Source organism: Mucilaginibacter sp., from assembly GCF_036568825.1.
GTDB lineage: Bacteria > Bacteroidota > Bacteroidia > Sphingobacteriales > Sphingobacteriaceae > Mucilaginibacter.
This window is the reverse complement of the sequence record NZ_DATCRU010000073.1, coordinates 14,036-30,648: the sequence shown is the minus strand read 5'-3', so window position 1 is coordinate 30,648 and position 16,613 is coordinate 14,036. Positions and strand designations below refer to the sequence as shown.

The window sequence follows — 16,613 nt, the reverse complement described above, 5'->3', positions numbered from 1 at the left end:
CTCATACTTGTTAATAACTATTGTGAGTTCGTAAATTGCTTATTTACAGAGATTAATATGAAAAGTTGAATAATGTGCCTGGAGTATAAAATATTGCAGTTTTGTAAAGATAATGCTTTAGGTTGACTTCATACAAATTGTCGCTATGTAGTTTCTTGAACTGTAAAATCTAAACCCTTATGATTATCCGGGAAGCAAAAGTTATTGACTAAAAAGTCAAAGGATTTGCCTGGAAAGTGCTGTCGGCTAAAGCCCTGCAGTTTGATCTGTAATTCTACGCAAACGTTTGTAATGATATTTTGTTGGTGAAATTTATCTTTCTTTCTGCAAACAAATTGGTAATACCCTGCCGCTTCAATAATCAAAATTTTATCTGATGGATGATTGGCGTATTTAGTTGATGCTATTGTCCTAAATCTGAGGATGTTTCCTTCCCAAACCCATCGGTACTACGCCTTTGTAACACAAACGTTTGCGTTAAGTACAATTCTTTAACTGTCTCACCGCCTTTCTACCTTCCATCATTGATAACGCAGAATTAACACTCATTTACTAATTGTTTAAAGTTATTGTTTATGGAAAGTACCCGGCAGCCTCCTTGAATTTGCAGGAAAACAGGCAACATACCTGAATACTCATCATAAAATAAACCAACCACTAAACTTCACTAATTATGAATCTAAATATACTTCAACATTTAAAGAGCCGCAGAAATATTGGCACAATGCTGTGCCTGGTCACGGCTTTAAATCTGAATGCTTTACCACCGGTATTCGCTTCTTCAAGGCCGGAAGGAGAGCATGAGAATGCAATAGCATTAATAAAAGGAAAGGTAACCGACAGTAAAGGTCAGCCACTGCCTGGTGCAATAGTAAAAGTAAAAGGAACACAAAAGGGCACGGCGGTTGATGCAACCGGGCAGTTTTCAATTGATGCCCAACCGGGGCAGGTACTTGTGGTAACCTTTGTCGGATTTTTGCCCAAAGAAGTTCCGGTATCCGATAGCACCACCCCTCTGAATATACAACTGCAGGAAGATACCCGCTCCATGCAGGAAGTGGTAGTTATCGGTTATGGCGCTGTAAAAAAGAGCGACCTGACCGGCTCATTAAGCTCAATAAAGGCAGATGACCTGAACCTGGGCGGCACCACTGCAAACGTGGGACAGGCTATACAGGGTAAAGCGGCTGGCGTACAGGTGCAGCAATCAAACTTTGCTCCGGGCGGTGGTATTAACATCACTGTACGTGGCGGTAACTCGCTTAATACCAGCAACTCGCCATTATATGTGGTTGACGGCTTTATTTCCGACAACGGCAACCAGGTAAATCCAAATGATATTGAGGATATCGAGGTGCTGAAGGACGCATCTGCAACCGCTATTTTTGGTTCGCGCGGTGCCAATGGCGTCGTGTTGATCACCACAAAAAAAGGTAAAGTAGGCAAGGCAAGTATTGATGCCGATGTATCAAACGGCAGACAATATTTAACCTATAAGCCTGCATTATTAACCGGACCGCAATATGCATCGATACAGAATGCAACTTTTACTGAAGACGGGAAGACGCCCCCATTTCCTGCGGGTTCACAAATAGCCAACACCAACTGGCTTAACGCAGCGGAGCAGAATGCTGATGTAAACAACCGGAACCTGAGTATTAGCAGCGGCAGCGAGACTTCGAAATTATATGTATCCGGAAATTACCTGAACCAGCTTGGTGTTTTAAAAAACACCGGAATGCAAAGATATTCAGCCAGAATAGGTTCGGAGAAGAAAGTAGGGGACGACCTCACTATAAGTACAAATTTTTATGGAGCCAGTACAAACTCCAGCCTGCAATCTTATTCTGGTGATATTACGGCGCCGCTTTATGGTTTATTAACAGCCCCTCCTTCAGCGCCTATTTACAATGCCGACGGTTCCTATTATTTTTACATCCCGCCAGGTAACAGCGGTGTACAAAATGCATTGGCTAATTTATTGGAGCCTACAGATAATTTAGAAAGTAAATTATTTAATGGCAGTGTAACTGTCGACTATCAAATATTTAAAAATCTTACCTACCACTTGAATGCGGGAGCCGAGTATAGCGATTCTAACGAAGGAAAGTACACGCCAAGTACCATTCCGGCTGGTGCGGCAAATCACGGCATAGCCTCTATCCAAAATCAGAACGCCTTCAGATGGCTGGTTGAAAATTACTTTACCTACAAGTTCAAGATCAATGAGCAGCATGATTTTAATTTGCTGTTAGGTACATCAAACCAAAAAGATGTTAGCGAGGCATTATATGCTAGCGCCAAGAATTTTTCGACAGATGAACTTCTTTATCACAACTTAACGGCAGGTTCTATATCTAACGGATATTCAAGCAGCAAATTTCAAAATACCCTTACTGACTATTTTGGAAGGGTAAACTATAGCTACAAAGATAAACTGTTGGTAACTGCCAGCTTAAGGAGGGACGGCTCGTCTCAGTTTGGCTCGAATAACAGCTTTGGTTTCTTCCCGTCAGGAGCTATTGCTTATCGTTTAGGCGAAGAAAGCTTTATCAAGAATCTGAATACGTTCTCAAATTTGAAAGTCCGTGCGAGTTATGGTGTTACAGGTAATGACCGCATACCGACAACCAACAATAATAATTATTTGTATCTGAGTTCATTTACAAGCTGGAACGTTGTTCTGAATTCTGATGGAACGTTATTACCGGGTATCGAACCGGCTACGCTTCAGAATCCTAATTTGAAATGGGAGAGCACCGCACAATTTGACCTCGGTTTTGATATGGGTTTCCTGAATGACAGGATCACGGCCACCGTGGACGTTTATCGTAAAAAAACAACTAATTTGCTGATGCAGGTCCCTATCGGCCAATATTGGGGATTCAACACAGTATGGGCAAACGGCGGATCAATTGAAAATAAAGGCATCGAGTTGAGCGTCAATACTGTCAATATCAAAACATCCAGCTTCGCATGGAATACAACGATCAACTTCGCCTACAACAAACAGAAACTGTTGTCATTTGCCCCGGGCATTAACGAAGTAGATGCAAACACGGCTAATCCGAGCGGTACCGTTTCAGGACAGCAGTTTACCAAACTGGTTCCCGGACAGGAGCTCGGCGAGCTTTATGGCTATGTATATGAAGGCACCATAAAAACAGGTGAAAATTATGCCCCTCAGCCTAATTCAAAACCAGGTGATCCAAAATATGCTGATTTGAATGGCGATGGTCAAATAACACCTGCTGACAGAACTTACCTGGGCAATACCACACCTCATTTTATCGGTGGTTTTGGTAACGATTTTCAATACAAAGGTTTCAACCTGAATGTATTCTTCCAGGGCGCATTTGGTTATCACTTATACGATATGAACCGGTTAGTGCTGGAATCTACCACTTCAGCTGATGCACTGAACAGGTTTGTTCCTGGTGTAAATGAGAATACTTCAATTCCGCGCGAAGGTTATTTCCTAAGCACTTACGGAAGTTATGTAAACTCCAGGTTTGTTGAAAATGCTTCTTATTTACGACTGAAATCACTTTCATTAAGCTATAACCTGCCAAAATCACTATTTGCACACGTTAAACACATACAGGGATTAAGAATATACGGAACTGCACAGAATCTGCTGACGATCACTTCATATAAAGGTACCGATCCGGAAGTAAACGTACATGCGACAAGTGCTGCGTCGACCAATTACGGCGGTGGCTTGGATTTCGGCGCATTCCCGGCATTCAGAACTTATGCTTTGGGTATAAGACTTTCTCTTCAGTAGTTGATGAGATTTATCTGTAAAGGATTTAATTATAAAATAGAAGACAATGAAAAAATATATATTTCTCTTAATAGCAGCTACAGCGCTTACGCAGATAAGCTGCAACAAGAACCTTGATCCCAAGGTATATACTACGTTAACAAATACTAACGCATTCCAAACCGAATCGGATGCTATTGCTGCGGTTAATGCGGTATACGGCCGCTTAAAGGGGCCGTCAGTAGGCGATAACTTTGATTATTGGACGGTTAGGCATTTTGCACTCACTGACCTTACAACCGATTTGGGGCATTGCAGTTACGGGGGCGACCCTGGGCAGCTTTCGTCAGTTCAATGGAACTCGGCAAACGGTTTGATCGCTGAAGACTGGCGCCAGATATACAAAATGATTTCTGATGCCAACAGTGCCATCTTCAACATCACTCCGATGAAAGGCATAACTGACGCACAGAAAAGCCAGTTCCTGGCCGAGCTGAAATTCCTGCGCGCAGTAGGTTACATGGACCTGACAGACTTGTGGGGTCCGGTAGTATTAATTACCGAAAAAGACCTGGCTAACCCGGCTTATACCAGCACGCCTCCTGTAACCTCAGTGGCGGATATTGAAAACCAGCTGATCGGCGATCTGAATACCGCCATAAATACTTTGCCGGTCGACTATTCTAATAACAGTATTTATAGTACCAACGATCCCGGCCGGGCTACTAAAGGCGCCGCTATGACGCTTTTAATGAAGCTCTATCTTCGCCAGCATCAGTGGCAAAAGTCGGCTGATATGGCACAACAGGTAATGAACCTGAATGTTTACCAGCTTTACCCTTCATACCAGGGCCTTTTTGCTGAAGAAAACAAATGGTGTTCAGAAAATATATTCTCAGTGCTGAGTGATGCCAACGTGAATGGCACAGAGCTGCTGAACCACTTTGGCCCGTTATTGCACCCGATTATCCAAAACAGATGGCAATACTATGCCGTGACCTGGGATTTCTATCACACGTTTAATGATGCTGACGACAGGAAGAAAGAGTTCTTCCCGGTTTATACAGGGACTGACGGTCTTGTACACATGGAAGCTCCGACACCGGGCGCTACTGCTCCCGCAGGAGATTATTACATGCCTGATGTTGCCACTATGAAATATGCAGATCCAACTGGTCCGCAAACCTATTACGATGGGCACAGCGTGGATATTTTGCGTTATGCAGATGTGTTACTCAGCCGTGCAGAAGCATTGAATGAACTGAATGGTCCGAATGCTGAAAGTATATCATTGATCAACCAGGTAAAAGGCAGGTCACACGCGCCGTTGTTGACTATTGCAAATTATGACCAGTCGACATTGCGTGATGCCATTTTGCAGGAACGCGGCTGGGAATTCTTTTATGAAGGAAAACGCAGGGCCGATTTGATGAGAATGGGTAAATATGATGTAATCGTAAATGCTTACTTGAGCCGAACAGGCCAGACGCCCCATGTGCAACTGCCGCGTGACCAGTATTTCCCATATCCTTTGAATCAGGTTCAGATAAATCCTAATTTGAATAATTCAGGACGACAACAATAAACAAACCCAAATTAAATTTCCGTCATCAGGGTAAGGATTTCTTTATCCTGGTGATTTTTTTAGAAGGGGAATAATGATCTGAATAATGATAAAGTTTTTGACTAAATGCATAACTGTAATTACTGCTGCCGCAATCCTGACAGGTTGCTCAGGCAGTGGTTTGAATATCGAAGAGATAAGGGTAGGAGTGCATAACCATAATGAGTTGAAAATTCAGATCAATGTGATCACTACCCAACCGGCCGACGTGTATGCTGAATACTGGAAAACAGGCGGGACGGATACCGGAAAATTCTTGTCGACTGTTTCGCATAATGCCGAAAAGCATTCATTGATCCTTTGTAATGTTATCGCCCAAACGGATTACGCCTATCATATCATAACTGAAAAGAACAGTATAAAAAAGGTAAGCAAGACCTACACTTTTAAGACGAATGCTTTGCCTATGTTCCTGCAGGAACAGTTTAAAGCTGATAGCGCTAAATCAGCAAAAATTCCATCCACCTTTTCAGATGGGTTGATGTTGATCAATAAAAGATATGCGCCGGGCGTAGCTTATTTCGTCGATACAAAAGGGATTATCCGCTGGTACCACATGGTAGATGGACTTGGTTTTAAGGTGATCCACTTCACAAAAGATCATACCATAATTTCCATTTTGGGCAGTAATGCCGAGCCAACAAGCTATGGGCATGAGATACTGGAGCTCAACATGCTCGGTGATACGGTATTGCACCTGAAACAAGGTCAAAACGATTTCAAACAGATGACCATCCATCACGAAGTCATCAAAAATGATAAAGGGCAGCTGGTCACCATCTATGTCGATAAAAAGATCATGGATTTAAGTTCTGTCGGTGGAGGCAAAAAAGATACAATAAGCGGAGACGGCATTATCGTACTGGATAAAACCGGCAAAAAGTTGTGGAGTTGGAGTGTGTTTGATGTGCTCAATCCACTAACTGATAAAAACATTGTAAAAACAAGGAAGGACTGGATGCATGCCAACAGCCTGAATTTTGATAAGGATGGCAACTACATTATGTCTTTCTACAATAATGGGCAAATATGGAAGATCGACGCGCATACAGGTAAGCTAATATGGAAATTTGGGCGAGGTGGAACAATAGCTAAGCCAGCTGAGTGCGATTTTACGCAGGCGCACGCGGTGCATATCAATTCGCAAGGCAACCTGATGTTTTTTGATAACGGTGTTGAGAAGAAGCAATCAGGCGTATTTGCTATAAAGCTGGATGAAAAGAACCGGACCTCGCAAATCGATATGCATATCAAACTGCCGAAAGAGGTATTCAACGGAAGGATGGGCAGCGCCTATCTGGTCAATGATACATCGGTATTGGTATGCTGTTCAAAACGGCATGTGGTAGTGCTGACCAACAGAAAAGGCAATCTGCTGTGGACAATGGAAACAGCCATGCCGACTTACAGGGCCGAATTTATAAGGAGCAGCGAACTTGCCCCTTATTTGAAACCATAATATTGACAGAATAAATTGAGGAAAATGAAAAAGAGCTATCTGTACATTATTTATCTATTGATTGTTGTGGGCATGGTGCAGCTTTACTCATCGTGCAGCGAAAGCAAAGGTGAGGAAAGCGAAAACAAAGCAAAGGCAGACTCTGCGATTGTCAGCGTAGACACTACAAAAATACCACACGACAAATTTGGCGATGCCATAAAATATGGTCGGGAACTGATGTTGCGTACTGCTTATTATATTGGCCCTAATGGTGTCAACGGTAAATACCTGGGCAATAAAATGAATTGTACCAACTGCCACCAGGATGCAGGCACAAAACCATATTCATTAAACCTGGTAACGGCTTTTCGTCACTATCCATCATACCGTGCCCGCGAAGGCAAGGTATTGTCACTGGCCGAAAGGATCAACAACTGCATTATGCACCCGCATTTGGGTAAACCGCTGCCTTTGGACAGCCGTGAGATGATCGGGATTATGTCGTACCTAAAATGGCTGAGCGATTCCGCAAGTGTAACCAAAGCCACCAAAGGCCTTAAGAATGTGGAGATCGAATTACCCGATACCGCTGCATCACCGGCAGCAGGCGCTGTGTTATATGCTGACAATTGCGCCCGTTGCCATGGTACTTCCGGTCAAGGGGAAATGAGGTTGGATAACAGTACTTATAAATATCCTCCATTGTGGGGACTAAAAGCTTATCAACCCGGATCGAGCATGCATCGTATAGTTAAAATGGCGCAATGGCTGGTATCGAATATGCCTTATGATAAAGCTACCCATGATAAGCCATACCTTACTTCTGCGCAGGCACTTGATCTGGCTGCTTTTATTAATGATGATAAAATTCATCAGCGGCCGCCGGTAAAGGAATTCCAATATCCTAACGCCGAAGAAAAAGCGATAGACTATGACCGGGGACCGTTTAAAGATCCGTTCTCGGAGCAGCAACATAAATACGGGCCATATAAACCTATTGTTGATTATTGGAAGGGAAGGGGAATTGAACCAACATATTAAAGAACCTTTATAGGGATTGATTGATTAATTAACTTAGGGAGCATTTCATAAAGAAATAGCTCCCTTTTTGTTCTCAGAAAAGGCTGTTATACACCGCTGTAACTATACGCAAACGTTTGCAGTGTATTATACTATAGCTTCTTTGGTTAAGTAATTATGAATTCAATCTGAAATTGCTACCTTGGGACGGGGTAATTTATTAGATTGTTTTTATGTCGAGGCCGGTAACTATAAAAGAGATCGCACGTTTGTTGAACCTTTCGGTATCAACTGTGTCCCGGGCTCTGCACGATCACCCCAGCATTGGTGCTGTCACACGCGAAAAGATAAAAAAGCTAGCGCGTGATATGAATTACGAGCCCAACCAAAACGCCATATCCTTCCAAAAAGGCAAAACATTTACCATTGGGGTTATCCTGCCTGAATTGACCGAAACATTCTTCTCAGTTGCCATCAGCGCTATTGAAGATATTGCTTACCATAAGAATTACACCGTATTGTTAGGTCAATCACACGATAATGAGCAGCGTGAACGGCAGTTGATCGAAAAAATGAAAAATAACCGGGTGGATGGCTTGTTGGTATCGGTAGCAAAGAATACATCGAAATACGATCACTTTGAGCTAATGAAGAAATACGATATCCCCATCGTGTTTTTTGATCGCATTCCGACCATCCCGAATATTCATTACGTGGCCTGCAATATGGAAACAGGTACCATCGAGGCAGTTAATTATTTGCTGAAAAGAGGGCACCGCGCTATAGGAATGATCAATGGCCCGGCAACCTTATTTGCCACAAACGAACGGAAGGAAGGTTATATCAAGGCAATGGTTAAAAACAGGTTGAAATTCGACCCTTCTCTTGTGGTGAATTGCGATCTGACCGAAGAGGGAACTCTTACCGCTTTGAATGAGTTGCTTAACAATAAGAGAAAGCCTACCGCCATAGTTACCTTTAATGATTATGTGGCCCTGTTCGCAATAAAACATTCGCGCAGCTTAAACCTGGAGATCAACAAGGACATCGAGTTTGTAAGCTATTCCAATTTGCCGCTGGTAAATTATATTGAGCATATACCGATTGCCTCCGTTGAACAGTTCCCTTACCTGCAGGGACAAAAGGCTGCTGAGATATTGCTTGACCTGCTAGCCCGTAAAGAAAATGCGCCAGATGAGCAAAGCGCTTACTATAAAAGTATCGTAGAATCACAGCTGGTTGAAAACCGTAAGCAATGATTTAACAGCGGGGCAACAATGCCTTAAAATCAGTCAAACGTTTGCGTAATTTTATTAGCTGTCATTTATATAGGTTTGGTTGAAATAAACCCCAATAATGCTCAATCAAATACTTGAACAGTTCGGAATTAACGCCCTGAACTACCAGATAGAAGAATATGGTTCTGGTCTGATCAATAGCACGTGGAAAATAAGCGGTGAGAAGGACTATATTCTGCAACGGATAAATACAGATGTTTTTAAGCAACCCGAAGCAATTGCTGAAAATCTGTCGCAACTACAATCTTATCTGAATACAAAATATCCTGATTATCTTTTTGTAGCTCCTTTGTTAGCCTTGAATGGCTCATCACTGGCAGTTAATGAGGATGGGATTTTTAGATTATTTCCTTTTGTCGGAAACTCTGCTAGTATCGATTCAGTAACAAACTATAAACAGGCTTACGAAGCAGCAAAGCAATTCGGCAAGTTTACTTTTTTGCTGAAAGATTTTGAGGCTTCGAAATTGCGCGATACAATCCCGTCATTCCATGACCTTACCTTACGCTATAAAGAATTTGAGAAAGCATGCCTGAACACATCTGCTGCTAAACTGGAACTGGCCAAATGGGCCATCGGCGAGATTGATAAGCATAAAGATATCCTATCTACCTATGAAGAACTAAAAAACAGCGGAAAACTGCCTGTCCGGGTTATTCATCATGATGCCAAGATCAATAATGTATTATTTGACAGTGAATGGAACGGCATATGCCTTATCGACCTGGACACCGTAATGCCGGGCTATTTTATCAGTGATGTGGGCGATATGCTGCGGACTTATTTGTCTCCTGCAAATGAGGACGAAAAAGAGCTTTCAAAAATTGTAGTGGATGGGCAATGCTTTGATGCCATCTACAATGGATACCTTTCAGAGATGGGAGCCGAGCTGACAGCTTTTGAAAAGGATCACTTTATTTATGCTGGCAAATTTATGATCTACATGCAGGCGCTCCGCTTCTTGTCGGACTACCTGAATGGCGATGTGTATTATCATACTACCTATGCCGGGCAAAACCTGAACCGGACGAATAACCAGCTAACTTTACTGAACCAATTAATAAAACTCGAAGAAAAAATTCAGTTGACCAATCAATCATCCATAAAATAATGATGCGCAAAACCTACGTATTGCTAACCACCTGTTTGCTTGTTGTATTGTCAGCAGGCCTATCACAAGCTCAAACGATACCTTATAAAACAGGCAATAAAACCTGGGACCCGGATAAGCTGGGAAATCAGCGCGCGGTTGTTACTGTTACCGGCGAAGGTAAGGTAGCCGAAGTGATAGTGCCATGGCGTTGCCGCACGGTTAAGCTTGATCAATTGATTATTGTGGAAGATGCCAAGACAGGACAGCCGATTACCAATGTAAAAACAAAAAACGTTGGTCCGGAAGAAGGAACAGTTGACTTTGAACCGGTTTCAGGCAAGGGTGAATACTATATTTATTTTCTGCCTTATGATCTAAAAAAACCGGTAAACTATCCGAACGCCGTTTACAGGAAAGAAACCAACACAGCATCAGATGAGTGGCTGAAGTTAGTGGATGGAGCAAAAGCGGGTGTGAAGATCGATTATTTTGAATCATACAACGCGCTGAACAATCTTTACCCGATGGAGGTGATTGCCACAAAGGCTGAAACCGAAAAACTGATCAGTAATGCGGGGCAACAGCCATACTTAATATTCCCCGAGAACCGTGTATATCCAATTAGTATGGATACCAATCTGCCACAGCGTTGGGTTGATAAAGCTGATGAACAAAGCTTTACCGATGAAGCTGCACGTGGTGAGAACTATGCTTATCAATTAGGTATTTATGCTTTTGCAAAAAAACTGGATGATGTTAAAATTTCATTCAGCGAGCTAAAAGGACAGGCTGGCATAATACCCGCCTCAGCAATAAGCTGTTTGAATACAGATGGTATCACAGCTGAAGGAAAGCCTTTCAAGAAAACAGTTAATGTAGAACAAGGACACATTCAGGCGATGTGGTGCCTGGTTAATATTCCGACTGAAATAAAGCCCGGAAAATATACTGGCACAGCAACAATTACAGCAGCCGGTTTACCCTCCCGCGAGGTAAAGATTATCTTGAATGTCAGCGATAAAATATTAAAAGATAAAGGTATTAGCGAACCCTGGAAACAAACCCGTCTTGCATGGTTGAACTCAACTATGGCGCAGCAGAATGCAGTGATTAAGCCTTACATACCATTGAAGGTTGAAGGCAATACCATCAGCCTGCTTGGCCGCAAACTGACCTTGGGCCAAAACGGTTTCCCAAGCCAGATCAATACTTATTTTACCGAAGAAATGACGAGCATTGGCACAACACCTAATCACGTGCTGGCTCAGCCTTTCCAATTCAACGTAAAGGATAAAGCAGGAATTATTGAGAAATGGAAAACAGGTCAGCTTAAAATAAAACAAACCGAACCTGGCACGGTAACCTGGACAAGCACAAGCAGTAATAAAGATGTAAGTCTGGATGTATCCGCACGTGTAGAGTTTGATGGTTTCATCAATTACCAGGTAAAGGTAACCGCATTGAATGATGCCAATCTGAGCGATATCCAAATGGTGATCCCTTTCAGCAAGCAGGCATCGGAATATATGATGGGGTTGAACGAAAAAGGATCAAAACGCCCGGACAATTACGAATGGCATTGGGACGTGGCTCATAAAAATCAGGATGGTGCATGGATAGGTAATGTGAATGCCGGTTTGCAATTTTCGTTGAGGGACGATAAATATATCCGTCCGCTGAATACCAATTTTTATCTTTCAAAGCCATTGGTTCTGCCTGGTTCCTGGGGTAACGAGGGTAAGGGCGGCATCAACATTAACTCCAATGCGAGTGGGGCGTCGGTTACGAACTATAGCGGCGAGCGCAGCATGAAAAAGGGAGAAGTGCTATACTACAACTTTACCTTGATGATAACCCCATTTCACCCGATCAACACGGAGCAACAGTGGGACATGCGTTTTTATCATAAATACAGTCCCATCGATAGCATCAAGGAGACCGGTGCTACCGTGATCAATATTCACCACGGCACGGCTATCAACCCATATATTAATTATCCATTCATTGCATGGCAAAAGATGAAGAGTTATATCGACTCGGCACATCATGTGGGTTTGAAAGTGAAGATATATAATACTGTACGTGAGTTATCAAACAGCGCTTATGAAATTCAGCCAATGCGCAGCCTGGGGCATGAGATATTCTCACCGGGCAAGAGCGGTGGCTATTCCTGGCTGCAGGAACATTTGGGCGGTGATTACATTGCTGCATGGTATGTGCCTGAACAAAAAGACGCGGCTATTATCAACAGTGGCGTGAACCGTTGGCATAACTATTATGTAGAAGGTATGAACTGGTTGGTGAACAATGTCGGAATCGATGGTATTTATTTGGATGACGTGGCATTCGACCGCACCACCATGAAACGCGTTAAACGTGTGCTTACTCAAAACGGGCATCCTGGTATTATCGACCTGCACTCAGCCAATCAATACAATAAAAGCGATGGCTTCAATAACAGTGCGAACCTGTACCTGGAGCACTTCCCATATTTGAACCGTCTTTGGTTTGGTGAGTATTTTGACTATGAGAAAAATGATCCAAACTTCTTTATGGTGGAAGTATCAGGCATTCCTTATGGTTTGATGGGCGAAATGCTGCAAGGCGGCGGCAATCCTTGGCGCGGTATGGTGTATGGTATGACCAACCGGATGCCATGGTCAGATCACGCTGATCCCCGCCCGATTTGGAAGGCATGGGATGAATTCGGTATCAAAGGCAGCAGGATGATCGGCTACTGGGTGAGCCATAACCCGATAAAAACCGATAATAAGGACGTATTGGCTACAGCTTATGTAAAAGATAAAAAAGTGATGATCGCTATTGCGAGCTGGGCACAGGACGATACTAAATTTAAGCTGAATATAGATTGGAAATCATTAGGAATAGATCCGGCTAAAGCGAAACTGATTGCGCCTGAGATCACTAATTTCCAACCGGGCAGCCAGTTTAATCCGAATGATGAGATACCGGTTTCAAAAGGCAAAGGCTGGTTGCTGATTTTAAAATGATCTGAACGATAAATATCACGAACGATGAAAAGATTTTATTGGATAGGGGCGTGCCTGTACTTGCTACTGCAGTTACACACAACGGCTATGGCGCAAAATAATGCCACCATTAAGGAGTTGGAAAAGGAATTTAAAACTTATCCTTTTTCGGATCCGAACCCGGTTGCTAATGCTACCAATGTTTATCCTTATTATCGTTTTGATGGTTTTACCAATAGACCTGTTCAGCAAAAATGGAAGGTTGTTGAGCTGGAGAATGATTTCATAAAACTGTGGGTGATGCCCCAGATCGGTGGTAAAATATGGACGGCCATCGACAAAAAAAATAACCGGCCGTTTTTTTATCAGAACGATGTGATCAAATTCCGAGACATTGCTATGCGCGGGCCGTGGACAAGCGGGGGCCTTGAAGCCAACTTCGGTATAATCGGTCATACTCCGGGTGTAGCAAACCCAGTGGACTACCTTACCCGAAAAAATGACGATGGCAGTGTGAGTTGTATCATTAGCCTGCTCGATTTGCTCACGCAAACGAGATGGAATATGGAGATAAGGCTGCCAAAGGATAAGGCTTATTTCACCACGCATGTGTTCTGGCATAATCAAACCAGTCTCGATCAACCTTATTATAGCTGGATGAACCTTGCGTTAAAAGCCGACGACGACCTGGAGTATATCGAGCCGGGAACAAATCACCTGTTTCATGATGGTAAATCATACGAATGGCCTTACGACAAAGAACATAACCGGAATATTTCTTTTTATAAGCAAAATGATTTTGGTGGCAGTCAGTCCTATCACATTACCGGAGCCTATAGTAAATATTGGGGCACATTTTTGCAGAACGATAATTATGGCATGATCCATTACGCTAACCGTGAGGATAAAGTGGGTAAGAAGATCTGGATATGGGGAAAAGCACGCAGTGGGGCCATATGGGACAAGTTGTTGAATGACAATGTAGGGCAATACACTGAATTGCAAAGTGGTAGATTATATATCCAGAATGCGCAGGAAAGTGTGTCTACGCCTTATAAACAATTCAGCTTTTCGCCCTATCAAACTGATAGTTGGGCGGAATACTGGTATCCCTATAGCAAAACTAGTGGCGTAGCTATGGCAGACACCACAGGTGTATTGAATATCAAAAAAGGAGAGGGTTCTGCTACCGTTTACTTCTCATCAGTAAAATACATTAAGGATACGCTGAAAGTTACAGACAGCGAAGGAAAAACGGTACTGAACAAGAGCATCAGTTTAGAGCCTTTGCAAAATTTACAGGAAACTATTCATCTGAATAATGGCGAGCAGATTGGTCATATTACATTAGGTAGCTGCGAATGGAGCTCAAAAGATAGCACAGCTAAAGTATTAAGCAGACCAACCAAGCCTCTGTTAAAATTGGATTATGATTCGGCTTACGGTCTTTATATAAAAGGCAAATACCAGGCTGATACCCGTTACTATTCGGAAGCCGAAATCAACATTAGTAAATCGCTTAAGCTTGATCCTGCATTTATCCCGGCGCTTGCCGAGATGGCGATGCTACAATACCGCAGGATGAATTATGAATCGGCATTTGAATATACCCGCAAAGCCTTGAGCCTGGATACTTATAATGGTATGGCTAATTATTATTATGCCTTATCAGCATTAAAACTGGATAAGGTATATGATGCAGAGGATGGCTTTGAAGTAGCTACTCTGACTGATGACTATCGCTCTGCCGCTTTAACTGAACTAAGCAAGATCAAGATCCGGCAAAAAAAGTTTGATGAGGCTTTGAGCTATGCATCAAAAAGCCTGGTGTATAACAGCGAGAACATTACCGCATTGCAGTTGGAGTATTTGTCAGCACGGTTATCCCAAAATAAGACTTTGGAAAAAGCAACAAAAGAGAAGATCTTATCTGTCGATCCGTTCAATCACTTCATACGCTTTGAGGAATACCTGGCGAACAGATCAGATAAAAGTAAAACGGAATTTACCGGCCTGATCCGCGATGAAATGCCTCAGCAAACCTATCTTAATCTCTCTGTTTGGTATCACGGCCTGAACCTGGATAATGAAAGTAAGCTTGTTTTAGAAACAACGCCGCAAAAGAATGATGAGCTATTATACTGGCTGGCATGGTTGCATAGAAATGATAGCGATGCTAAGCAAAGATTGACCGAAGCACAAAATGGCAGTGCTTTGCTGGTATTCCCTTTCAGACCAGAGAGCACAACGGTAATGGAATGGGCTGCGAAGAATACGAATGATTGGAGGCCTGTTTATTACCTCGCTTTAATATACGAAGCAGCCAAAGACCGAACAAAGGCGCAAGAAACTATCAAGAAAATAAATACTGAACCTGATTTTGCGCCATATTATGTGGTCCGTGCCAGGTTATCTGATTCTACGAATAAACAGGACCAATTGAACTATTTGACAAAAGCGGCAAAAATTGCACCTAATGATTGGCGTTATGTGAAATACTTAACTGAATTTTTGATCGCTCAGAAACAGGATAAAGAAGCTTTAGCAGCAATTGAACCCCTCTATAAACCTCATTCGGATAATTATGTTATCGGAATGCTGTATGCGCGTTGCCTGATGGCAAATAACAAGTATGTTGCTGCTGAGAAGGTTCTTGATCAGCTTCAAGTACTACCTTATGAGGGAGCCAAGGATGGACATAAACTTTATGAACAAACTAAACTGATGCTGGCCATTGAACTGATGAAAGCCGGGCAACTGCAGAATGCCATGAAGAAGGTGGATGAAGCCCGGTTATGGCCGGAAAACCTTGGTGTAGGTGCACCTTATCCCGATATGATCGATAACAGTTTGGAAAACGATTTGGCAGCACTGATCAAAGAAGCGGAACATAAAAAGCCTTTGGAGAAAACGCTTGATGAATACCTTGCCCGCATAAAGGCTATCAATAACATATAATATTGTAATGAATAACATTTGCGGATAAAATAATTTGCTGATAATGAGATGAAGGTGATGATTAACTAAATAATTTTCATTCGGATTGTTTAATTAACATACATTTTTCTATTTTGCAGTGCCAACACACATTATTTCTGAATGACCCGTAAAGAAATTATCTACTCTGTGTTCTATGTCCTGGTTTTTGCATTGGCCATTTGGTCAGGCAGAGTCGATGGCTTTACTGATAGTCTTACACCATCCATTCCGTTTGCAATAGAGTTTTTTACTTTAATAATAGGCGCCGTGCTGTTGGCTGCTGAGTTTGCAAAGCACGAGAATGCAACTTTCAAAAAGATACGTGTGCACTTGTTAGGGTTAACAGCCAATAGCATGCTGATGCTCTATGTATTGTTGTTAGCCCTGTAAAAATTCTTCTTA

At 42.5% G+C, this 16,613-nt stretch carries 9 protein-coding genes; all 9 read left to right on the top strand.

Going from position 1 to position 16,613, the window contains the following annotated elements; translation table 11 throughout:
- The first annotated feature begins 673 nt into the window (after positions 1-673).
- The 9 genes from VIM89_RS16775 to VIM89_RS16735 all read left to right on the top strand — a co-directional run bounded on the left by VIM89_RS16775 (position 674) and on the right by VIM89_RS16735 (position 16,601).
- Positions 674-3,787 (top strand): SusC/RagA family TonB-linked outer membrane protein, encoded by a 3,114-nt coding sequence (locus VIM89_RS16775; protein WP_488157330.1) that lies wholly within the window; start codon positions 674-676, stop codon positions 3,785-3,787.
- A 46-nt stretch (positions 3,788-3,833) separates the two neighbouring features.
- The gene (locus VIM89_RS16770) at positions 3,834-5,351 is read left to right on the top strand and encodes a RagB/SusD family nutrient uptake outer membrane protein (protein ID WP_488157329.1); all 1,518 of its coding nucleotides are present in this window, start codon (positions 3,834-3,836) and stop codon (positions 5,349-5,351) included.
- Between the two features lie 85 nt (positions 5,352-5,436).
- Complete coding sequence (locus tag VIM89_RS16765; protein ID WP_488157328.1) at positions 5,437-6,849, top strand: aryl-sulfate sulfotransferase; 1,413 nt, start codon at positions 5,437-5,439, stop codon at positions 6,847-6,849.
- A 24-nt stretch (positions 6,850-6,873) separates the two neighbouring features.
- Positions 6,874-7,872: a c-type cytochrome gene (locus VIM89_RS16760; RefSeq protein ID WP_488157327.1), complete on the top strand. Its 999-nt coding sequence runs from the start codon at positions 6,874-6,876 to the stop codon at positions 7,870-7,872.
- 212 nt (positions 7,873-8,084) lie between these two features.
- On the top strand, positions 8,085-9,110 hold the full coding sequence (locus tag VIM89_RS16755) for a LacI family DNA-binding transcriptional regulator (protein WP_488157326.1): 1,026 nt from the start codon (positions 8,085-8,087) through the stop codon (positions 9,108-9,110).
- Positions 9,111-9,207: 97 nt separating this feature from the next.
- Positions 9,208-10,260 carry a phosphotransferase enzyme family protein gene (locus VIM89_RS16750; RefSeq protein WP_488157325.1) on the top strand — a complete coding sequence of 351 codons (1,053 nt, stop codon included), beginning with the start codon at positions 9,208-9,210 and terminating at the stop codon, positions 10,258-10,260.
- On the top strand, positions 10,260-13,253 hold the full coding sequence (locus VIM89_RS16745) for a glycoside hydrolase domain-containing protein (RefSeq protein WP_488157324.1): 2,994 nt from the start codon (positions 10,260-10,262) through the stop codon (positions 13,251-13,253). Before VIM89_RS16750 ends, VIM89_RS16745 begins: the two co-directional genes overlap by 1 nt.
- 24 nt (positions 13,254-13,277) lie before the next feature.
- Complete coding sequence (locus VIM89_RS16740) at positions 13,278-16,190, top strand: DUF5107 domain-containing protein (protein ID WP_488157323.1); 2,913 nt, start codon at positions 13,278-13,280, stop codon at positions 16,188-16,190.
- Positions 16,191-16,331: 141 nt separating this feature from the next.
- Complete coding sequence (locus VIM89_RS16735; protein ID WP_488157322.1) at positions 16,332-16,601, top strand: hypothetical protein; 270 nt, start codon at positions 16,332-16,334, stop codon at positions 16,599-16,601.
- Positions 16,602-16,613: the final 12 nt, after the last annotated feature.